The following is a 17,588-nucleotide window of genomic DNA, read 5'->3' as shown; positions in this document are numbered from 1 at the left end:
AGAGGTTTTTGAAATGAATGTTTTGATCATTGGCAGCGGTGGCCGTGAACACGCCCTGGCCTGGAAAGTTGCCCAGGACCCACGCGTCCAGAAAGTATTCGTAGCCCCCGGCAACGCCGGCACCGCCATTGAAGCCAAGTGCGAAAACGTCGCCATCGACGTGCTGGCGCTGGAACAACTGGCAGACTTTGCCGAGAAAAACGTTTCCCTGACCATCGTCGGTCCGGAAGTGCCCCTGGTTGCCGGCGTCGTCGACCTGTTCCGCAGCCGCGGCCTGGATTGCTTCGGCCCGACCGCCGGCGCGGCCCAACTGGAAGGCTCCAAGGCGTTCACCAAGGATTTCCTGGCGCGCCACAAGATCCCGACCGCCGACTACCAGAACTTCACCGAGATCGAGCCGGCCCTGGCTTATCTGCGTGAAAAAGGCGCGCCGATCGTGATCAAGGCCGACGGCCTGGCTGCGGGCAAAGGCGTGATCGTCGCCATGACCTTGCAGGAAGCCGAAGACGCCGTGCGCGACATGCTCGCCGGCAACGCCTTCGGTGAAGCCGGTTCGCGCGTGGTCATCGAAGAGTTCCTCGACGGCGAAGAAGCCAGCTTTATCGTGATGGTCGACGGCAAGAACGTCCTGCCGATGGCCACCAGCCAGGACCACAAGCGCGTCGGCGACGGCGACAGCGGCCCGAACACCGGCGGCATGGGGGCTTACTCCCCGGCCCCGGTGGTCACCAGCGAAGTGCACAAACGCGTGATGGACCTGGTGATCTGGCCAACCGTGCGTGGCATGGCCGACGAAGGCAACGTGTACACCGGTTTCCTCTACGCCGGTCTGATGATCGACAAAGCCGGTAACCCGAAAGTCATCGAGTTCAACTGCCGCTTCGGCGACCCGGAAACCCAACCGGTGATGCTGCGCCTGCAATCGAGCCTGGTGCTGCTGGTGGAAGCCGCACTGGCCCAGGCCCTGGACAAGGTTGAAGCGCAGTGGGACCCACGTCCGAGCGTCGGCATTGTGCTGGCGGCCGGTGGTTACCCTGCCGACTACGCCAAGGGCGATGTGATTGAAGGCCTGGACGCGGCGGCGACGCTGGAAGGCAAGGTGTTCCATGCGGGCACCGCGCTCCAGGACGGCAAGGTCGTAACCGCAGGTGGCCGTGTGCTGTGTGCCACGGCGATGGGCGCCAGTGTCGACGCCGCGCAGCAACAGGCCTACAAGCTGGCCGCAAAAATCAGCTGGAAAGGCTGCTTCTACCGCAAAGACATCGGCTATCGCGCGATTGCCCGTGAACGTGGCGAGACGCATTAAGTCGCTATCCGTTCGGTTAGGTGAGGGCCTCTGGCCCTTGCCGTACTCAGGTCACCCCGCGCATAGTTAACCCGTGCATCAACCTACGAAGGGATTTCGCCGTGCGCTGGCTCAGGATCGCCATAGGTTTCACTCTCAGTCTGCTGACATTGCTCTGTTTGCTCCCGGCCCAGGCCGCCGCGCAAGGCAGTGGCTGGGCAGTATTGCTTGATGAACAAGCCGACCTGCAACTGAGCGACATTCGTTCCCCGCGCTACACCAACCAATTCAGCCCCACCGAACTGGACCGGATCACCGCCGCCGAGCCGGAGGGTGCGTTGTGGGTACGTTTCAAGCTGCAGCCCGGCCAGCACGAGCAAGTGCTGCGGGTATTCGCCCCGGACGTTTCCCACCTGAGCCTCTATGTGCTGGATGGCGACACCCTGGTGGAACAGCAAACCACCGGCACCCGCCAGCCCCAATCCGAGCGACCGCTGCCCAGCAGCGACTTCATGCTGCCGATGCCACAGAGCCCGAAGCCCCTTGAGGTCTACCTGCGCCTGGTCTCGGAACACGAACTGCGCCCCTATATCACCCTGGAACCGGCCGTACTCGCCGCCGCCGACCAGACCCAGACGCTGATCTACGGCCTGTTGTTCGGCTGCCTGCTGATGCTGATCCTGCACAACCTCTCCCGCTTCGCCTACCACCGCTCACGCAGCAGCCTGTGGCTGGCGGCCAGCGAATTGCTGTTGATGCTCAGCCTGGCGTTGCTGCTCAACCTGCTGGGGCCATGGCTGAAAAATTGGCACGCGGTCCAGACACCGGGCGCCTACCTCGCCCTGCTGCTGACCGCGCCGTGCGGGCTGATGTTTGCCTATCGCTTCTTCATGCCCCTGGGCCCGCACCCGCTGAACAAACTGTTGATGGCCGACATTCTGCTGATCGTGCTGTGCGGCCTGTTGCTGTTGTTCGTCAACACCTTGCCGCTGAACTTCATCACCTACGCCCTGGTGGCCCTGGCCGGCCTGAGCATGTTGTTTGTCTCGGCGTATCACTGGCAAAAAGGCTACCGGCCGGCGCGGTTGTTCGTGGCGGGGATGGTGGTGTTCAACATCGGCATACTGATCATCCTGCCCGCCCTGCTTGGCCTCACGCGACTGGCGCCGCAAGGCTTGATCATTACCCTGCTCGGCTTTATCTGCCTCAGCGGCCTGCTGATGAGCCTGGCCCTGGGCGAGCGCCAACGCGCCCTTGTCGAAGCACGCTTCAACCTCAGCCGTGAGCTGGCGGCCAGCAACGCCGAAATCGCCGCCAAGGCCGAGTTCCTGGCAAAGATCAGCCACGAAATCCGCACCCCCATGAACGGCGTGCTGGGCATGACCGAGCTGCTGCTGGGCACGCCGTTGTCGGTAAAGCAGCGCGACTATGTGCAGACAATCCACAGCGCCGGTAACGAACTGCTCACACTGATCAACGAAATCCTCGATATCTCCAAGCTGGAATCCGGACAGATCGAATTGGACGACGTGCAATTCGACCTCAATGCGCTGATCGAAGATTGCCTGAGCATCTTCCGCGCCAAGGCCGAGCAGCAGAACGTCGAGCTGATCAGCTTTATCCAGCCCCAGGTGCCGCGGGTGATCAGCGGCGACCCGACGCGCCTGCGCCAGGCAATGTTGAGCCTGCTGGAAAACGCCCTGCAGAAAACCGACGAAGGCGAAGTGTTGATCGTCGTCGCCCTCGACGAGCGCAGCACCAAGCCGCGCCTGCGCATTGCCGTGCAAGACAGCGGCCTGCCTATGGAAGCCGCCGAACGCGATGCGTTGCTGCACAGCGAACTGCACAGTAAGAACTTCCTCTCGGCCACCCGTTTGAGCGGTCACCTGGGCCTGGTCATCGCCCGCCAGTTGATCCTGTTGATGAACGGCGAATTCGGCATCAAGAGCGGCGCGCAACAGGGCAGCACCCTGTGGCTGACCCTGCCGCTGGACCCGGAACGCCTGGAACACCCGACCTCCGACCTCGACGGCCCGCTCAAGGGTGCCCGGGTGCTGGTGGTGGACGACAACGACACCTGCCGCAAAGTGCTGGTGCAGCAATGCACCGCCTGGGGCCTCAACGTCAGCGCCGTGCCGTCGGGCAAGGAAGCCCTGGCGTTGTTGCGCACCAAGGCGCACCTGCGTGATTACTTCGACGTGGTGCTGCTGGACCAGAACATGCCCGGCATGACCGGCATGCAACTGGCGGCAAAGATCAAGGAAGACCCGAGCCTGAACCACGACATCCTGCTGATCATGCTCACCGGCATCAGTAACGCGCCGAGCAAGATCATTGCGCGCAATTGCGGGATCAAGCGCATCCTCGCCAAGCCAGTGGCCGGCTACACCCTCAAGACCACCCTGGCCGACGAACTGACCCAGCGCAGCAAAGGCGGCGGGCAGCCACGCGCGCCCCTCAACATCCCGGCGCCCATCACCGTGCCCAGCGACTTCCGCATCCTGGTGGCCGAAGACAACAGCATCTCCACCAAAGTCATCCGCGGCATGCTCGGCAAGCTCAACCTCAACCCGGACACCGCGAGCAACGGCGAAGAAGCCCTGCTGGCGATGAAAGCCCAGCGCTACGACCTGGTGTTGATGGACTGTGAAATGCCGATCCTCGATGGCTTCTCCGCGACCCAGCAGCTACGGGCCTGGGAAGTCAGCCACCAGCGCATTCGCACGCCGGTGGTGGCGCTCACTGCACACATCCTCTCGGAACACAAAGAGCGCGCACGCCAGGCCGGGATGGACGGGCACATGGCCAAACCGGTGGAGTTGTCGCAATTGCGCGAACTGGTGGAATACTGGGTGGCGCAGCGCCAGCCACAGCCGGAGCGCGCGCCCTCTTAACGTCAAACGCAGGCTCAGTGTGGGGGGGGCTTGCCCCCGATGGCGGCGGATCAGTCACCAATGCATCGACTGAAAGACAGCGATGGCAAGCTTGTTCCCGATAGCGCTGGAACAGTTACACATAAGCTGACTCTCACACCGCCATCGGGGGCAAGCCCCCTCCCACACTGAACCTGCGTCTGTCACACAATGGATAAACACCACAGATCCTATGTGGGAGGGGGCTTGCCCCCGATGGCGGCGGATCAGTCACCAATGCATCGACTGAAAGACAGCGATGGCAAGCTTGTTCCCGATAGCGCTGGAACAGTTACACATAAGCTGACTCTCACACCGCCATCGGGGGCAAGCCCCCTCCCACACTGAACCTGCGTCTGCCACACAATGGATGAACACCACAGATCCTATGTGGGAGGGGGCTTGCCCCCGATGGCGGCGGATCAGTCACCGATGCATCGACTGAAAGACAGCGATGGCAAGCTTGCTCCCTATAGCGCTGGAACAGTTACACATAAGCTGACTCTCACACCGCCATCGGGGGCAAGCCCCCTCCCACACTGAACCTGCGTCTGCCACACAATGGATGAACACCACAGATCCTATGTGGGAGGGGGCTTGCCCCCGATGGCGGCGGATCAGTCACCGATGCATCGACTGAAAGACGGCAATGGCAAGCTTGCTCCCGATAGCGCTGGAACAGTTACACATAAGCTGACTCTCACACCGCCATCGGGGGCAAGCCCCCTCCCACACTGAGCCTGCGTCTGCCACACAATGGATGAACACCACAGATCCTATGTGGGAGGGGCCTGCCCCCTCGCACATTTGTGCGCTGTCGCCTGATAGACTCCGCCAATCTCCTTCTGTCGCGAGCCACCCCCATGCTCCACGTGTTATTCAGCGTTTACCTGAAGATGCTGGTGCTCTACAGCCCGTTCTTCGTGTTGTCCTGTTTTATCAGCCTGACCCGCGGCTACTCCAGCAAAGAACGGCGACGCCTGGCCTGGAAAGTGGCGCTGGCGACCCTGGTGTCGAGCGTCTTGCTCTACCTGTTCGGCCGGGTGATTTTCAGTGTGTTCGGCATCACCGTGGACGCCTTCCGCATCGGCGCCGGTAGCGTGCTGTTTATCTCGGCCCTGGGCATGGCCCAGGGCAAGTCGGCGGTGCAGACCGATAACGTGCAGCAGGACGTGACCATCGTCCCGCTGACCATTCCCCTCACCGTCGGCCCCGGCACCATCGGGGCGCTGCTGGTGATGGGCGTCAGCCAGCCCCATTGGGATGACAAGCTCACCGCCATCCTCAGCATCGCCCTGGCCAGCTTCACGGTGGGTGTGGTGCTGTATTTGTCCAACCGTATCGAACGGATTCTCGGTGACCAGGGCTTGCAAATTGTCAGTCGGTTAATGGGCTTGTTCGTGTGCGCCTTGGCCGCACAAATTATCTTTACCGGGGTGCGCGGCTACCTGGTGCCTTAGATCCGGTATTTGGCGATCGCCAGTTGCACCTTGTCGCCCGCACTCTCACGCATCAACTGGATGGTTTTTTCGTTGACCACAGAGGTATTCAGCACCAGGCAGGTTTGCCCGCTGAAGGCCTCGAACGAGGAACTGTCCCACTCAAGAAAGGGCAGCCCCACCTGTTTGCTGACGCCATGGGAGCTGTAGGTCACCAGCACCATCATGACTTCGCCGTCGGTTTCGGCGCAGGAGGCCAGGCCAAAATCGCCGCCCTGATGCACCGTGCTATTGCGCTTGAACAGCTCGAACGACGCGGGCATCTGCTTCAAGGCGTCCAGCGCATCGGCAGCCAGTTTCGGTAGGGCCGCCAGCAGTGGCCCGGTCAACGAGGTCGAGGCCAGCAGGGTCGCGATGATATTCAGCGCCGCCAGTTGCACCGTCAGGCCCTTACCGGCGCTTGAGACCCGCTCGAAACGGCTACGCACCGGCAGCCAGCCCAGGCTGATCATCACCTTGATAAATTCGTCGTACCAACCCTCCGTGCCGCGACGCACTTTCAAGACATCGCTCACGTAGCTGCTGGCCAACAGATAACTTTTGCGGATGTATTCGCGGTTCAGGCCGCTCAGGCCATCAGCGAACGAGATCACGCCATTGTTGACCACTGCCGCGTTGCAGTCGTCCTCGGTATCCAGCGGTAAAACAGCGTGCGTCCCCGGCGCACCGGGCAGCTTATAGGCCGCAATCAATTTGCGCCGCTTGGTGCTGTTGATCCTTCTGTGATGTCGCTCCATTTTCAGTTCTCCACAAGCACCCCACATGGGGCGTGTGTCCACACTAGTCCAGGCGCTGGCGGGCTTTCCACACGACAAACATGCCTTGCCGACAGTGCCCGCACGGCGCTGCCCAGCATTCGTTGGGTGCCCCGTGGGCACGTGCGTATTTCATCGACAAAAAAAGAAAAAGCCCCGAATGACGGCGGGTGTTCACCCAGCGTCATTCGGAGCTTTCCGGCGGTTGCGCGGCGGTTTTCAGGAGGCCGGTTTTTCTCCGTACCAGCGCGGTGTGTACACCCACTCACCGCCGCCCGCACGCGGGAACACGCAGGTGGTGGACGAGCCGATCAGCACCATGGTGCGCATGTCCACCTGTTCCGGGGTCAGTTGCCCCAGCGTGGTCACGCGCAGGGTCTGGCCCGGACGCCCGATGTCGCGGCCCAGCACCACCGGTGTTTCGGCGCTGCGGTGTTGCGCGACGATCTCCAGGGCGCGCCCCAATTGCCACGGGCGCGCACGCGAGATCGGGTTGTAGAACGCCAGGGCCAGGTCGGCCTGGGACGCCAGGTCCAGGCGCTGCTCGATGATCGACCAGGGCTTGAGATTGTCCGACAGCGACATCACGCAGAAGTCATGCCCCAACGGCGCGCCGGCTTGGGCGGCGGTGGCCAGGGAGGCGGAAACACCCGGCAGGATTTGCAGGTCGACCTGGTGCCAGGCCGGGTCGCTGGACTCATGCAGCGCCTCGATCACCGCCGCCGCCATGGCGAATACGCCAGGGTCGCCGGACGACACCACCACCACCGAACGGCCTTGGGCGGCCAATTCGAAGGCGTGGCGGGCGCGCTGCATTTCTTCGCGGTTATCGGTGCAGTGCTGCACCTGATCGTCACGGAACGGCCCGGCCATGCGCACGTAAGTCTCGTACCCCAGCACATCGGTACAGCGCGCCAGTTCGGCCTTCACCGCCGGCACCATCAGGTCGGCGGCGCCAGGGCCGAGGCCGATCACCGCAAGGCGGCCACGCGGGCGACCGACTTGGGACACGTTCAGGGGCTGCTCGGCGACCGAAACAACGATGTCTTCCGCTTGCGCCACCTCGGCGAAACGCAGCGGCACACCCAATTCCAACGCCGCTTCGTGCAACGACGGTTCGGCCATCTGGGTATCGCTGGCCAACAGGCAGGCCAGGGACTGCACGGCAATCCCCGACGCATGCAACGCCGCGCGCACACGCTGCGCCAATTGCGCACCGGGCTTGCAGGTGGCGCATACGTTCTGTGGATAAATCAGCAACTCGTTGGGCGCCGGTACACGCTCGGCGCTGCCCACGTGGATCGCCAGGCGCGCCTGTTGGTCCTGCGGCAGGTTGGCCTGGTCAAGCCACGGCGCGGCGCCTTCGATACGCACGCTTTCCCCGGCGAGCAGGTCAGAGACGAAGCGCTTGCCCAGCTCCAGGTCCGCCAGTCGATAACCCGTCGGCGGGTTGAGCAGGCACGTGCCGAACCGCAGCTCGCCACTGGTGGTGATCGCGGCGGTCGCGCCCAACGCAGCGGCAATCTCCCGCGCCATGCCATTCACCCCGCCCAGGCCACCGAGCAACGGCACCACCGCGCTGCCGTCTTCGGCCACCGCCAGCACGGCGGGCTCTTCGCCTTTTTCCAGCAGCAGCGGCGCCAGGGTGCGGATCACGATGCCGGCGGCGCACAGCGCGATCAACGGCGTGCCTTGCTGATAGAGCTGGCGCAGGGTCGTGCCGAATTCGCTGTAGGTTTGGTCTGCGCCGTCAACCCGGCCCAGCAGGCCGTGGATCACCGCGCCCGGATACACCTGCGCAATCCGGCGCGCCGTGGCCAGGCTGCCCTGCCCCAGAATGACAATCGCCGGGCGCATCAACCTTGCCACCGTTCACCAGGCACGATGATCAGCGAGAAATACGGCGAGGACATCGGCTCGACTTGATCCAACGCCACTATCTTCTGGTTGGCCATGGTCGCGCGCTCCACATACAGCGCACGCTCGGCCAGGCCGAGCTCTTCGAGCACCTGGCGCACCTTTGGGAAGTTGCGCCCCAGCTTCATGATCACCGCCGCGTCGGCATCCGCCAGGCGGCGCTTGAGGTCTTCATGGGGCAGCACCCCCGACAGTACCGACAGGCTCTGGTTGCGATACACCAGCGGGGCGCCGAGCACCGAGGCGCCGCCGAGCATCGAACACACACCGGGGATAACCTGCGCTTCGTAACGCTCGGCCAGGCGGTCATGCAGGTACATGTAGGAGCCGTAGAAGAACGGGTCGCCTTCACAGATCACCGCCACATCGCGGCCGGCGTCCAGGTGCGCGGCGACGTCGAGGCTGGCGCTGTCGTAGAAATCGCTGATCACTTGTTCATAGGACAGCGGCGCCGGCAACGCTTCGGTGGTCACCGGGTACACCAGCGGCATCAGGGTTTGCTGCGCCACCAGGTGGTCTTCGATGATGCCGAAGGCGTTGCCCTTTTTACCCTTGGCCACGAAGTACGCCACCACGGGCGATTCGCGCAGCAGGCGCAGGGCCTTGAGGGTGATCAGTTCCGGGTCGCCGGGGCCTACGCCCAGGCCAATCAAACGTCCGCGTGCCGACATTATTCGACCTCCGTGGCCAGGGCATTGACCGCCGCCGCCGCCATCGCGCTGCCGCCCAGACGGCCCTGCATGATCACGAACGGTACGCCACGGCTGTCGGCGGCGAGCATTGCCTTGGATTCGGCGGCGCCGACGAAGCCCACCGGGAAGCCAAGGATCAACGCCGGTTTCGGCGCGCCGGCGTCGAGCATTTCCAGCAGGTAGAACAAGGCGGTCGGCGCGTTGCCGATCACCACCACACTGCCGGCCAGGTGCGGGCGCCACAGTTCCAGGGCGGCGGCGGAACGGGTGTTGCCCAGCTCCTGCGCCAACGCCGGCACGCGGTCGTCGCGCAGGGTACAGATCACTTCGTTGTTGGCCGGCAGCCGCGCACGGGTCACGCCTTCGGAGACCATCCGCGCATCGCACAGAATCGGCGCGCCGGCGGCCAGCGCTGCGCGCCCGGCCTTGCCTGCGCCTTCGGAGAACTGCAGGCCGTCGATCGCCTCGACCATGCCGCAGGCATGAATCACCCGCACCGCGAGTTTTTCCAGGTCGGCCGGGATGCGCTCCAACTTGGCTTCCGCGCGAATAATGGCGAAGGAGTTGCGATAGATCTCCTGACCGTCGCGGATGTAATCAATCATCGGTGTTGCTCCGTGGGTGAGCGCGCAGCAGGGCGCCCGCCGCTTCAATAGAAAGAGTGCGCGCGTGCAGCCGGCCGAAACCGGGCTGGGCTGCCTCGCGAAAATAGACGTCGTAGTGACCGGGGCTGACCGCCAGCAAAGTGACCGGCGCACTGTGCGCCGCCGCGCAGGAACGCGGGCAGCCGGACAGGTGTACCGCGTGGCCGGGGTGCAGCGCGGCCAGTTGCACGGCGTCGGCCTTGGTGTCGGCCAGGCCTTTGCCGCAGCCACTGGAGCCGGTGCAGGCGATCAGGTGCGCCAGCGGTTGCTCCGCCGAGCAGAGGAAGCCCAACTGTTCCAGACGCGCAGTGATCGCGGCGGCATCGTGGCTTTTGGCGTTGGGCAGCAGCAGGCCTTGCCAGGGGGTAAAGCGCAGCGTGCCGTCGCCATACTCATTGGCAAGTTGGGCTGCGCCCTTGAGCATGCTTGAGTCGAGTCGACCCAGCGGCGCCACGGCGGCGACGTAGACCCGATCCTGCTGACGCTGTGGATAACTTCCCAGGTGCAGCAACGCCCCGCTGGCCGGGCGTTTGAAGCCATCGACCGGCAACAGCGGCAGGTGCAGACCCGCGAGGAAGTTATCCACAGGCAGATGACGCATCCGCGTGTGCGCCGGCGTGGCCAGGTCCAGAAACCGTTCCAGCACCGCCACCACCAAGGCGTGCCCCTGCTCCAGTCGCACCGCCGCCAGCGGCGCATCCAACCCCGGGCAACCGGCCAGGCCGAACGCGAGCAGCGTCTCGCCGTGTTGTTCAAAGGCCGACAGCCACAGGTCATGGTGATGTTCGAGCATCGCCAGGGCCTCAAAGCCATCCAGTTGCACGGCGAACTTGGCCGACAGCTCATGGAAGCGCGCGTGGGTTTGCAGGGTGGCGAGGATCTGGTCGGCCAGCGGGCGCGTGTCGAACAGCATCTGCGGGTCGATACCGGCGCTGGGGCTGAGCATCAGGTTGCGCACGTCGTCACCGGCGGCGGTGCTGGGCCCGAGGCCTGCGGCAAGGAGCATTGCGATCAAGGCGTCCTGCTCGGCGCCGATCCCGCGAATCTGCAGGTTGGCGCGGTTGGTCGCCTCGATCACCCCGCCCGCATAGGCCTGGGCCGCATCCGCCACGGCATGGGCTTGCGCGGCGCTGATGGCGCCGCCGGCCAGTTTGATCCGGCAAATGCCGCCGTCCAACGCCTGGACGATACGCAGCAACCCCGGACAAGCCGAGGGGCGCAAGGTGTTCAGAGCAGGGATTGGGTTCACGGGGCTACCGGTTCGCGGGTCAAGGCGCGGTATTATGCCTGCTTTGTCCGACGGCATGAAAAGCCTGCCCGTCGGATGTCGTTCAAGGAATTCATATGTCGCCCTGGCTGACGGTAATAGGCATCGGTGAAGACGGCTTCAAAGGGCTGGGCAGAAACGCCCGGCATGCCTTGTTGCGCGCGTCGCGGATCATCGGAGGCCAACGCCAACTGGACCTGTTGCCGCTGTGTATTCGCGGCGAGCGCCAGTTATGGCCGAGCCCGTTTTCCCTGGAACCGGTGTTGGCGCGGCGCGGCGAACCGGTGTGCGTGCTGGCCAGCGGCGATCCGATGTTCTACGGCGTCGGCGCCAGCCTCGCGCGGCAGGTGCCGGCTGAAGAGTTGCTGATTTTGCCGGCGCCCTCCTCCGTGTCGTTGGCGGCCGCGCGCCTGGGCTGGCCGTTGCAGGACGTGATGACGTTATCCGTGGTCGCCCGGCCCTTGGCGGCGCTGAATGCGCATCTGGCCAGCGGCGTGCGCTTGCTGGTGTTGAGCAATGACGGGCAGAGCCCGGCGGCGATTGCGGCGCTGTTGGTTGAAGCCGGCTTTGGGCCGAGTCGTCTGAGCGTCTTTGAACATCTGGGCGGTGCGCATGAGCAGCGTCTCGATGGCGTGGCCCACGATTGGCCGCACGCCTCAGTCGCCGATCTGAACCTGGTCGCCATCGACTGCCTGGCCGACGCCAATACCCCGCGCCTGTCGCGCCTCGCCGGCCTGCCGGACGCGGCGTTCAAGCACGACGGTCAACTGACCAAACGCGACGTGCGCGCCATGACCCTGGCCCGCCTGGCGCCACTGCCCGGCGAACTGCTGTGGGACGTGGGCGCGGGCAGCGGCTCCATCGGCATCGAATGGATGCGTGCCCACCCGAGCTGCCGCGCCTTGGCGATTGAGGCCGATGCCGGCCGCCAAACGCTGATCGAACATAACCGCGACGCGCTCGGCGTGCCAGGCCTGCAACTGGTACGCGGCACCGCACCCGCAGCCCTGGGCGGCCTGGAAACGCCCGACGCGATCTTCATCGGCGGCGGCGTCACCCGCGACGGCGTGCTCGAGACCTGCTGGCAACACCTGCGCCCCGGCGGGCGCCTGGTCGCCAATGCCGTGACCCTGCAAAGCGAAATGACCCTGATGGCCTGGCGCGCCCAACACGGCGGCGAGCTGACCCGTATCCACGTGGCCCAGGCCCAGCCGCTCGGTGAATTCGACACCTGGCGCCAGGCGCTGCCGATCACCCTGCTGGACGTGATCAAGCCACTATGAAACGCATCCTGCTGCTGGGCGGCGTCACCGAAGCCCTCGCCATCGCCCGCACCCTGGGGCCGGAACATATCTACAGCCTGGCCGGAGTGGGCCGCGTGCCGACTGACCTCACGTGCCAAGTGCGGGTCGGTGGCTACGGCGGGTTTGAAGGCTTGGCGCAGTTCGTGCGCGACGAGCAGATCAGCCTGATCCTCGACGCCACCCATCCTTACGCGGCACAGATCAGCCACAACGCCGCCCAGGCGGCGCGGTTGTGCGGTGTTCCGTGTTGGGCCCTGCGCCGCCCGGCGTGGCAAGCGCAAGCGGGAGATGACTGGCGCGAAGTCGGTGACTGGGCGGAGCTGATCGATGCACTGAAGCCATTCAAGCGCCCGCTGTTCACATTGGGCCGCGAGCCGTTGCAGCATCTTGATGAAATCCCGCAGGAGCAGTTCTGGACGCTGCGCGCGCTGGAGGTGTATCCGGGCAATGAACGCTGCGAAGTGATCGGCGCGCGTGGGCCGTTTCTGATCGAAGACGAGCGTGCGTTGTTCGATCGACAACAGATCGATGTGCTGATCAGCAAGAACAGCGGTAGCACCGCCACCGAACCGAAGCTGGAAGTGGCGCGCGAGCGTGGGGTGCCGGTGTTGGTGTTGAGGCGGCCGGTGTTGGCTGCGGCAGATCGAGAATTCACAACCGTGGCTGCGGTGCTACAGGCAATCTGGTCTCGCTAAACGACACCTCGCCAATGTGGGGACTTGCTGTGGCGAGGGAACTTGCTCCCGTTCGACTGCGTAGCAGTCGCATGATCGCTGAGTTTGCAGCGATGTCCGCAGACTAGAGATCACGTTTGCGACCAGCAACCTCAAAAAGGTGTCGCACGTTTCTGTTTGTACGAACACCTAGCCAAAACACCCACTGTTTGGTTTACCCAGCAGAAAGACGATTCACCTTACGACCAACTCCGAACCAGCCGGCTGGTTCAGCTAAACGCCCCCGCCCTAACCTCCCCTCTCGCGGTTTTGCACCAGCTTGCGCGATGGGGATGCACTGCTTTTGCAGCGCGTCGCAGCTTGCCATTCTGTATCCCAAGGAATACGATTTGCGATGATTGAGTTCGAAGAATCCATCGAGTTTGTCAAATGGCTCGAAGCAATGCGCGATCCGCTCGCAAAAGTACGCGTTGTGACGAGGCTGCGCATGGCGCAAGCAGGAAACTTCGGCGACTGTGAGGCTGTAGGTGAGGGTGTTTGCGAAATGCGAATCCACCAAGGCCCCGGGTATCGGGTCTACTTCACTCGCCGAGACAAGGTGGTTTATCTGCTGCTGATGGGCGGCGACAAATCAACACAAAGCCGAGACATCAAGCGTGCAATACACATGGCAAAAAATCTTGGCAGCCAGGAGTGACTTATGAGCGAATCTTTTACCCGTTTCGATGCGGCAAAATACCTTAAGACTCCTTTTGAGATGGCCGCCTATCTGGATGCTTGCTTTGAAGAAGATGCTGGCGACGGTCTGTTGATTCGCACAGCGCTGAACGATATCGCTCGCGCCCAAGGCATGACCCAAGTCGCTCGCGACGCCGGCCTAGGACGAGAAAGTTTGTACAAAGCCCTCTCCAGCACTGGCAATCCCGAGTTCGCGACTATCATGAAAGTCATGAAAGCGCTGGGCCTCAAGCTTCACGCCACAGCGGTCTGACACACTGCGACACCAAACCACACCGCCACTTTTTACTTATCCCCCCCGATCAGGCTAAATACCCACCTGATCGTTTAACCCTACGGATTGTCCGCCATGGCCCGTCAACGCTTTGCAATCGTCTGGATCGCCTGCTTTGCAGTGCTGTTCAACGCCTTTGCGATGCCGCTGGCCGGGGCGATGCAGCAGTCCAAGGACCCCGTGCAGCAACTGCTGTGGGGCAGCTTCTGTTCGTCCAATGGCGCCAGCCTGAAAACCATTGCCCTGGGCAAGTTGGACATCCCGGCACCGCAGCAGGACGATCACTCCGCCATGCAGCATTGCTGGTGTTGCTCGGGCTCGGCGCCGTTGGTGGCGTTGCCGGGGCATGTGCCGCTGTTGTATGTCACACGGTTCGAGGCGGTGCAGAGCCTGCCGCCGCCGTCATTGCAGTCGCCCACGCCGCGCCAGCAATGGCCGAGCCTTAACCCGCGTGCCTCTCCAACGGTCTGATGGTCTTCGCAAATCAACTGCGTTTAGAACCGTTCTGGAGAACTGCCATGCTCAAATCTTCCCTGCTTCTGGCCGCGTTGCTGCTGCCGGTGTTCAGTGCTGCCAATGCTGATGACTACAAGGCCGGCGACCTGCTGGTCAGCGATCCCTGGTCCCAGGAATTGCCACCCAATGCGCCGACCGTCGCGGCCTACTTTGTGGTTCACAATACCGGCGAAACCCCGGACCGCCTGCTCAGCGTCAAGACCCCGGTGGCAGACAAAGCCGAACTGCATGAGCATGTGATGCAAGGCGCCTTGATGAAGATGCAACAAGTGCCCAGCGTTGCCGTGCCGGCCAAGGGTGACTTGACCTTCGCGCCCATGGCGTATCACGTGATGTTGTTCGGTCTCAAAGACCGCAGCGTGCTGGCTGACGGCAAACACTTCCCACTGACCCTGACCTTCGAAAAGGCCGGGGACGTCGAGGTGCAAGTGTCCGTACAGAAAGTCCCGCAGATGCCCCCCCACGAGCATAAACACGCCGAGTAGGCCAACACTCGATGGGCGCCCCGCGCGCCAGGTTGTCCGTGCATCGCCGCCGGCCCATAAGCCTTAAGCGCGGCAGTTGGATCAGCCTGTTCGCCATGCTGATGATCTTTATCGGTCCGCTGATTTCCCAAGCGATGCCGATGAATCAGCACGCCGGTATGTCCATGAGCATGTCCATGGACATGCCCGAGTGCCACGGCGAACCGCAACAGCGTCCGACGCAAAAACAGGCCCCCGACGAACACCACGTCCTCTGGGAAAAGTGCGGCTATTGCAGCCTGCTCTTCAGTTGCCCGGCACTGCCTGGCAGCGTGTCCCACCTCACCCTCGGCGCCCCATCGCCGATCAACGCCCTCACCCCCTCACCGCGCCTGGGCCATGCCCGGCAGAGCATTTTCCCCGGCGCACGCAGCCGTGCCCCGCCCATCGCCGCGTAAGCACTCAATACCGTTACCTCACCCCGGCCGACTTTAGACAGACAGCCGCAGGCTGCTGGCCGTGTTGTTTACGATTGATCGATGGAATTTTTCATGTCCAGGTTTTCTGCTGACACCCGTTTGGGAAGCACCTCCGTGTTCGCCGTTTTGTGCGGCGCGCTCTTGATGCCACAGGCCCATGCCGATACCGATGAGCACGCCGAGCACGAACTGAGCCCCACCGTGATCACGGCGATCGCGCCCAGCTCGCCGCTGACGGTGGTCACCAACCCGAAAGACCCACGCCAGCCGGTGCCCGCCAGCGATGGCGGCGACTACCTCAAGACCATCCCCGGTTTCGCCCTGGTGCGCAACGGCGGCACCAATGGCGACCCGGTATTGCGCGGCATGTTCGGCTCACGCCTGAACATCCTCACCAACGGCAGCATGATGCTCGGCGCCTGCCCCGGCCGGATGGACGCGCCTACGTCGTACATTTCCCCGGAAACCTACGACAAACTCACCGTGATCAAAGGCCCGCAAACCGTGCTCTGGGGCCCGGGCGCATCGGCGGGCACCGTCCTGTTCGAGCGCGAGCCCGAGCACTTCGGCGAACTGGGCACGCGGCTCAACGCCAGCGTGCTGGCCGGCTCCAACGGGCGCTTCGACAAAGTCGTCGATGCCGCTGCCGGCGGGCCCCTGGGCTACGTGCGGGTGATCGGCAACCAAGCGCACTCCGACGACTACAAGGACGGCAATAACGACACGGTCGCCTCGCGCTACGACAAGTGGAACGGCGACGTCGCGGTCGGCTTCACCCCCGACGCCGACACCCTGCTCGAACTCAGCGCCGGCCGCGGCGATGGCGAGGCGCGCTACGCCGGGCGCAGCATGGACGGCTCGCAGTTCCTGCGCGAAAGCCTGGGGCTGCGCTTCGAGAAGTCCAATATCGGTGAGGTGTTGGACAAGGTCGAAGCCCAGGTCTACTACAACTACGCCGACCACGTGATGGACAACTACAGCCTGCGCGTCCCGTCAGGCACCGGGATGATGGCCGGCCCCATGGCCTCCAACGTCGACCGCCGCACCCTCGGCGCGCGAATCAAGGCGACCTGGCGCTGGGCCGACCTGCAACTGATCGGCGGCCTGGATGCGCAGACCAACGAACACCGCCAGCGCAGCAGCATGGGCGTCGACACCTACAAGGAGTTGCCGCGCAACAAGGACGCCAATTTCCATAACTACGGCGTCTTCGGCGAACTGACCTGGTACGCCGCCGACCGCGACCGCCTGATCACCGGCGCACGCCTGGACCGCGCCTCGGCCAGGGACTTCCGCCAAACCATCGGTTCAGGCATGTCGGCGCGCCCCAACCCGACCGCCGATGACACCCGCGCCGACACCCTGCCCTCGGGTTTCATGCGTTATGAGCACGACCTGGCAGACACCCCGACCACGCTCTACGCCGGGCTGGGCCACGCCGAGCGCTTCCCGGATTACTGGGAACTGTTTTCCGCCAACACCGGCGCGGCCGGTTCGGTCAATGCGTTCGATGGCGTGAAGCCGGAGAAAACCACTCAGCTCGACTTCGGCGCGCAATACAAGACCGCTGACCTCGAAGCCTGGGCCTCGGGTTATATCGGCCAGGTGCGCGACTTCATCCTCTTCGACTACCAGGCCGGAATGATGGGCACCACGTCCCAGGCGCGTAACGTCGACGCACGGATCATGGGCGGCGAACTGGGCGCGGCGTACAAGCTGACCCAACACTGGAAGGCCGACGCCACCCTCGCCTATGCCTGGGGCAAGAACAGCAGCGACGGCAAGCCCCTGCCGCAAATGCCGCCGCTGGATGCGCGCCTGGGCCTGACCTACAGCGAGGACGACTGGAGCGCCGGCGCCTTGTGGCGAGTGGTCGCCGCGCAAAACCGCATCGACCAGAACAAAGGCAACGTGGTCGGCAAGGACTACGACAAGAGCAGCGGCTTTGGCGTGTTCTCGCTGAACGCGGCGTACCGCATCAATAAAAACTTCAAGGTCAGCACCGGCGTCGACAACCTGTTCGGCAAAGCCTACGCCGAGCATTTGAACCTGGCCGGCAACGCCGGGTTCGGCTACCCGGCCAACGATCCGCAAGCCATCAATGAGCCGGGGCGCACGCTCTGGACCAAGGTCGACATGAGCTTCTAAAGCATCGGGGGCAAGCCCCC

16 protein-coding genes are annotated in these 17,588 nt (G+C 63.8%); 11 read left to right on the top strand and 5 right to left on the bottom strand.

Going from position 1 to position 17,588, the window contains the following annotated elements; translation table 11 throughout:
- Positions 1 to 13 precede the first annotated feature (13 nt).
- The 3 genes from purD to P3S72_RS03840 all read left to right on the top strand — a co-directional run bounded on the left by purD (position 14) and on the right by P3S72_RS03840 (position 5,657).
- Positions 14 to 1,306: a phosphoribosylamine--glycine ligase gene (gene purD / locus P3S72_RS03850; protein WP_276196318.1), complete on the top strand. Its 1,293-nt coding sequence runs from the start codon at positions 14 to 16 to the stop codon at positions 1,304 to 1,306.
- Positions 1,307 to 1,407: 101 nt separating this feature from the next.
- Complete coding sequence (locus P3S72_RS03845; RefSeq protein ID WP_276196317.1) at positions 1,408 to 4,179, top strand: hybrid sensor histidine kinase/response regulator; 2,772 nt, start codon at positions 1,408 to 1,410, stop codon at positions 4,177 to 4,179.
- Positions 4,180 to 5,060: 881 nt separating this feature from the next.
- Positions 5,061 to 5,657 carry a MarC family protein gene (locus P3S72_RS03840; RefSeq protein ID WP_221809711.1) on the top strand — a complete coding sequence of 199 codons (597 nt, stop codon included), beginning with the start codon at positions 5,061 to 5,063 and terminating at the stop codon, positions 5,655 to 5,657.
- Here P3S72_RS03840 and P3S72_RS03835 read toward each other — a convergent pair.
- The 5 genes from P3S72_RS03835 to cobG form a co-directional block, all read right to left on the bottom strand.
- The gene (locus P3S72_RS03835; RefSeq protein ID WP_276196316.1) at positions 5,654 to 6,433 is read right to left on the bottom strand and encodes a hypothetical protein; all 780 of its coding nucleotides are present in this window, start codon (positions 6,431 to 6,433) and stop codon (positions 5,654 to 5,656) included. The two genes, P3S72_RS03840 and P3S72_RS03835, sit on opposite strands and share 4 nt — an antisense overlap.
- Before the next feature lie 237 nt (positions 6,434 to 6,670).
- On the bottom strand, positions 6,671 to 8,308 hold the full coding sequence (cobJ, locus tag P3S72_RS03830) for a precorrin-3B C(17)-methyltransferase (RefSeq protein ID WP_276196315.1): 1,638 nt from the start codon (positions 8,306 to 8,308) through the stop codon (positions 6,671 to 6,673).
- The gene (locus P3S72_RS03825; protein ID WP_276197889.1) at positions 8,308 to 9,042 is read right to left on the bottom strand and encodes a precorrin-2 C(20)-methyltransferase; all 735 of its coding nucleotides are present in this window, start codon (positions 9,040 to 9,042) and stop codon (positions 8,308 to 8,310) included. The genes cobJ and P3S72_RS03825 overlap by 1 nt, the downstream gene beginning before the upstream one ends.
- Positions 9,039 to 9,665, bottom strand: coding sequence for a precorrin-8X methylmutase (locus P3S72_RS03820; RefSeq protein ID WP_276196314.1), 627 nt, complete (start codon positions 9,663 to 9,665; stop codon positions 9,039 to 9,041). Before P3S72_RS03820 ends, P3S72_RS03825 begins: the two co-directional genes overlap by 4 nt.
- Positions 9,658 to 11,010 carry a precorrin-3B synthase gene (gene cobG, locus P3S72_RS03815; protein WP_276196313.1) on the bottom strand — a complete coding sequence of 451 codons (1,353 nt, stop codon included), beginning with the start codon at positions 11,008 to 11,010 and terminating at the stop codon, positions 9,658 to 9,660. The genes P3S72_RS03820 and cobG overlap by 8 nt, the downstream gene beginning before the upstream one ends.
- A 38-nt stretch (positions 11,011 to 11,048) precedes the next feature.
- On the opposite strand from cobG, the gene cbiE reads away from it, so the two are divergent.
- From cbiE to P3S72_RS03775, 8 genes are all read left to right on the top strand, one after another.
- The gene (gene cbiE / locus P3S72_RS03810) at positions 11,049 to 12,254 is read left to right on the top strand and encodes a precorrin-6y C5,15-methyltransferase (decarboxylating) subunit CbiE (RefSeq protein ID WP_276196312.1); all 1,206 of its coding nucleotides are present in this window, start codon (positions 11,049 to 11,051) and stop codon (positions 12,252 to 12,254) included.
- Positions 12,251 to 12,970, top strand: a complete 720-nt coding sequence (locus tag P3S72_RS03805; RefSeq protein WP_276196311.1) for a cobalt-precorrin-6A reductase — start codon at positions 12,251 to 12,253, stop codon at positions 12,968 to 12,970. Before cbiE ends, P3S72_RS03805 begins: the two co-directional genes overlap by 4 nt.
- A gap of 373 nt (positions 12,971 to 13,343) precedes the next feature.
- On the top strand, positions 13,344 to 13,646 hold the full coding sequence (locus tag P3S72_RS03800; protein WP_247407437.1) for a type II toxin-antitoxin system RelE/ParE family toxin: 303 nt from the start codon (positions 13,344 to 13,346) through the stop codon (positions 13,644 to 13,646).
- Positions 13,647 to 13,649: 3 nt separating this feature from the next.
- Positions 13,650 to 13,940 (top strand): addiction module antidote protein, encoded by a 291-nt coding sequence (locus tag P3S72_RS03795; RefSeq protein ID WP_198718356.1) that lies wholly within the window; start codon positions 13,650 to 13,652, stop codon positions 13,938 to 13,940.
- A gap of 96 nt (positions 13,941 to 14,036) precedes the next feature.
- Positions 14,037 to 14,432 (top strand): DUF2946 domain-containing protein, encoded by a 396-nt coding sequence (locus P3S72_RS03790; RefSeq protein WP_247407434.1) that lies wholly within the window; start codon positions 14,037 to 14,039, stop codon positions 14,430 to 14,432.
- 47 nt (positions 14,433 to 14,479) lie between these two features.
- Positions 14,480 to 14,962: a copper chaperone PCu(A)C gene (locus P3S72_RS03785; RefSeq protein WP_276196310.1), complete on the top strand. Its 483-nt coding sequence runs from the start codon at positions 14,480 to 14,482 to the stop codon at positions 14,960 to 14,962.
- 11 nt (positions 14,963 to 14,973) lie between these two features.
- Positions 14,974 to 15,399 carry a DUF2946 domain-containing protein gene (locus P3S72_RS03780; protein ID WP_276196309.1) on the top strand — a complete coding sequence of 142 codons (426 nt, stop codon included), beginning with the start codon at positions 14,974 to 14,976 and terminating at the stop codon, positions 15,397 to 15,399.
- 93 nt (positions 15,400 to 15,492) lie between these two features.
- Positions 15,493 to 17,568: a TonB-dependent copper receptor gene (locus tag P3S72_RS03775; protein WP_276196308.1), complete on the top strand. Its 2,076-nt coding sequence runs from the start codon at positions 15,493 to 15,495 to the stop codon at positions 17,566 to 17,568.
- The last annotated feature ends 20 nt before the right edge of the window (positions 17,569 to 17,588 follow it).

The sequence above is a fragment of the Pseudomonas sp. D3 genome, from assembly GCF_029320995.1.
Lineage (GTDB): Bacteria > Pseudomonadota > Gammaproteobacteria > Pseudomonadales > Pseudomonadaceae > Aquipseudomonas > Aquipseudomonas paraveronii.
This window is presented reverse-complemented; position numbering and strand designations above follow the sequence as displayed.

Excerpts from the sequence above, each read along its gene's own strand:
- purD (WP_276196318.1), top strand. The coding sequence starts at position 14 with ATGAATGTTTTGATCATTGGCAGCGGTGGCCGTGAACACGCCCTGGCC.
- P3S72_RS03840 (WP_221809711.1), top strand. The coding sequence starts at position 5,061 with ATGCTCCACGTGTTATTCAGCGTTTACCTGAAGATGCTGGTGCTCTAC.
- P3S72_RS03835 (WP_276196316.1), bottom strand. The coding sequence starts at position 6,433 with ATGGAGCGACATCACAGAAGGATCAACAGCACCAAGCGGCGCAAATTG.
- cobJ (WP_276196315.1), bottom strand. The coding sequence starts at position 8,308 with ATGCGCCCGGCGATTGTCATTCTGGGGCAGGGCAGCCTGGCCACGGCG.
- P3S72_RS03820 (WP_276196314.1), bottom strand. The coding sequence starts at position 9,665 with ATGATTGATTACATCCGCGACGGTCAGGAGATCTATCGCAACTCCTTC.
- cobG (WP_276196313.1), bottom strand. The coding sequence starts at position 11,010 with ATGCCGTCGGACAAAGCAGGCATAATACCGCGCCTTGACCCGCGAACC.
- cbiE (WP_276196312.1), top strand. The coding sequence starts at position 11,049 with ATGTCGCCCTGGCTGACGGTAATAGGCATCGGTGAAGACGGCTTCAAA.
- P3S72_RS03805 (WP_276196311.1), top strand. The coding sequence starts at position 12,251 with ATGAAACGCATCCTGCTGCTGGGCGGCGTCACCGAAGCCCTCGCCATC.
- P3S72_RS03800 (WP_247407437.1), top strand. The coding sequence starts at position 13,344 with ATGATTGAGTTCGAAGAATCCATCGAGTTTGTCAAATGGCTCGAAGCA.
- P3S72_RS03795 (WP_198718356.1), top strand. The coding sequence starts at position 13,650 with ATGAGCGAATCTTTTACCCGTTTCGATGCGGCAAAATACCTTAAGACT.
- P3S72_RS03790 (WP_247407434.1), top strand. The coding sequence starts at position 14,037 with ATGGCCCGTCAACGCTTTGCAATCGTCTGGATCGCCTGCTTTGCAGTG.
- P3S72_RS03785 (WP_276196310.1), top strand. The coding sequence starts at position 14,480 with ATGCTCAAATCTTCCCTGCTTCTGGCCGCGTTGCTGCTGCCGGTGTTC.
- P3S72_RS03780 (WP_276196309.1), top strand. The coding sequence starts at position 14,974 with ATGGGCGCCCCGCGCGCCAGGTTGTCCGTGCATCGCCGCCGGCCCATA.
- P3S72_RS03775 (WP_276196308.1), top strand. The coding sequence starts at position 15,493 with ATGTCCAGGTTTTCTGCTGACACCCGTTTGGGAAGCACCTCCGTGTTC.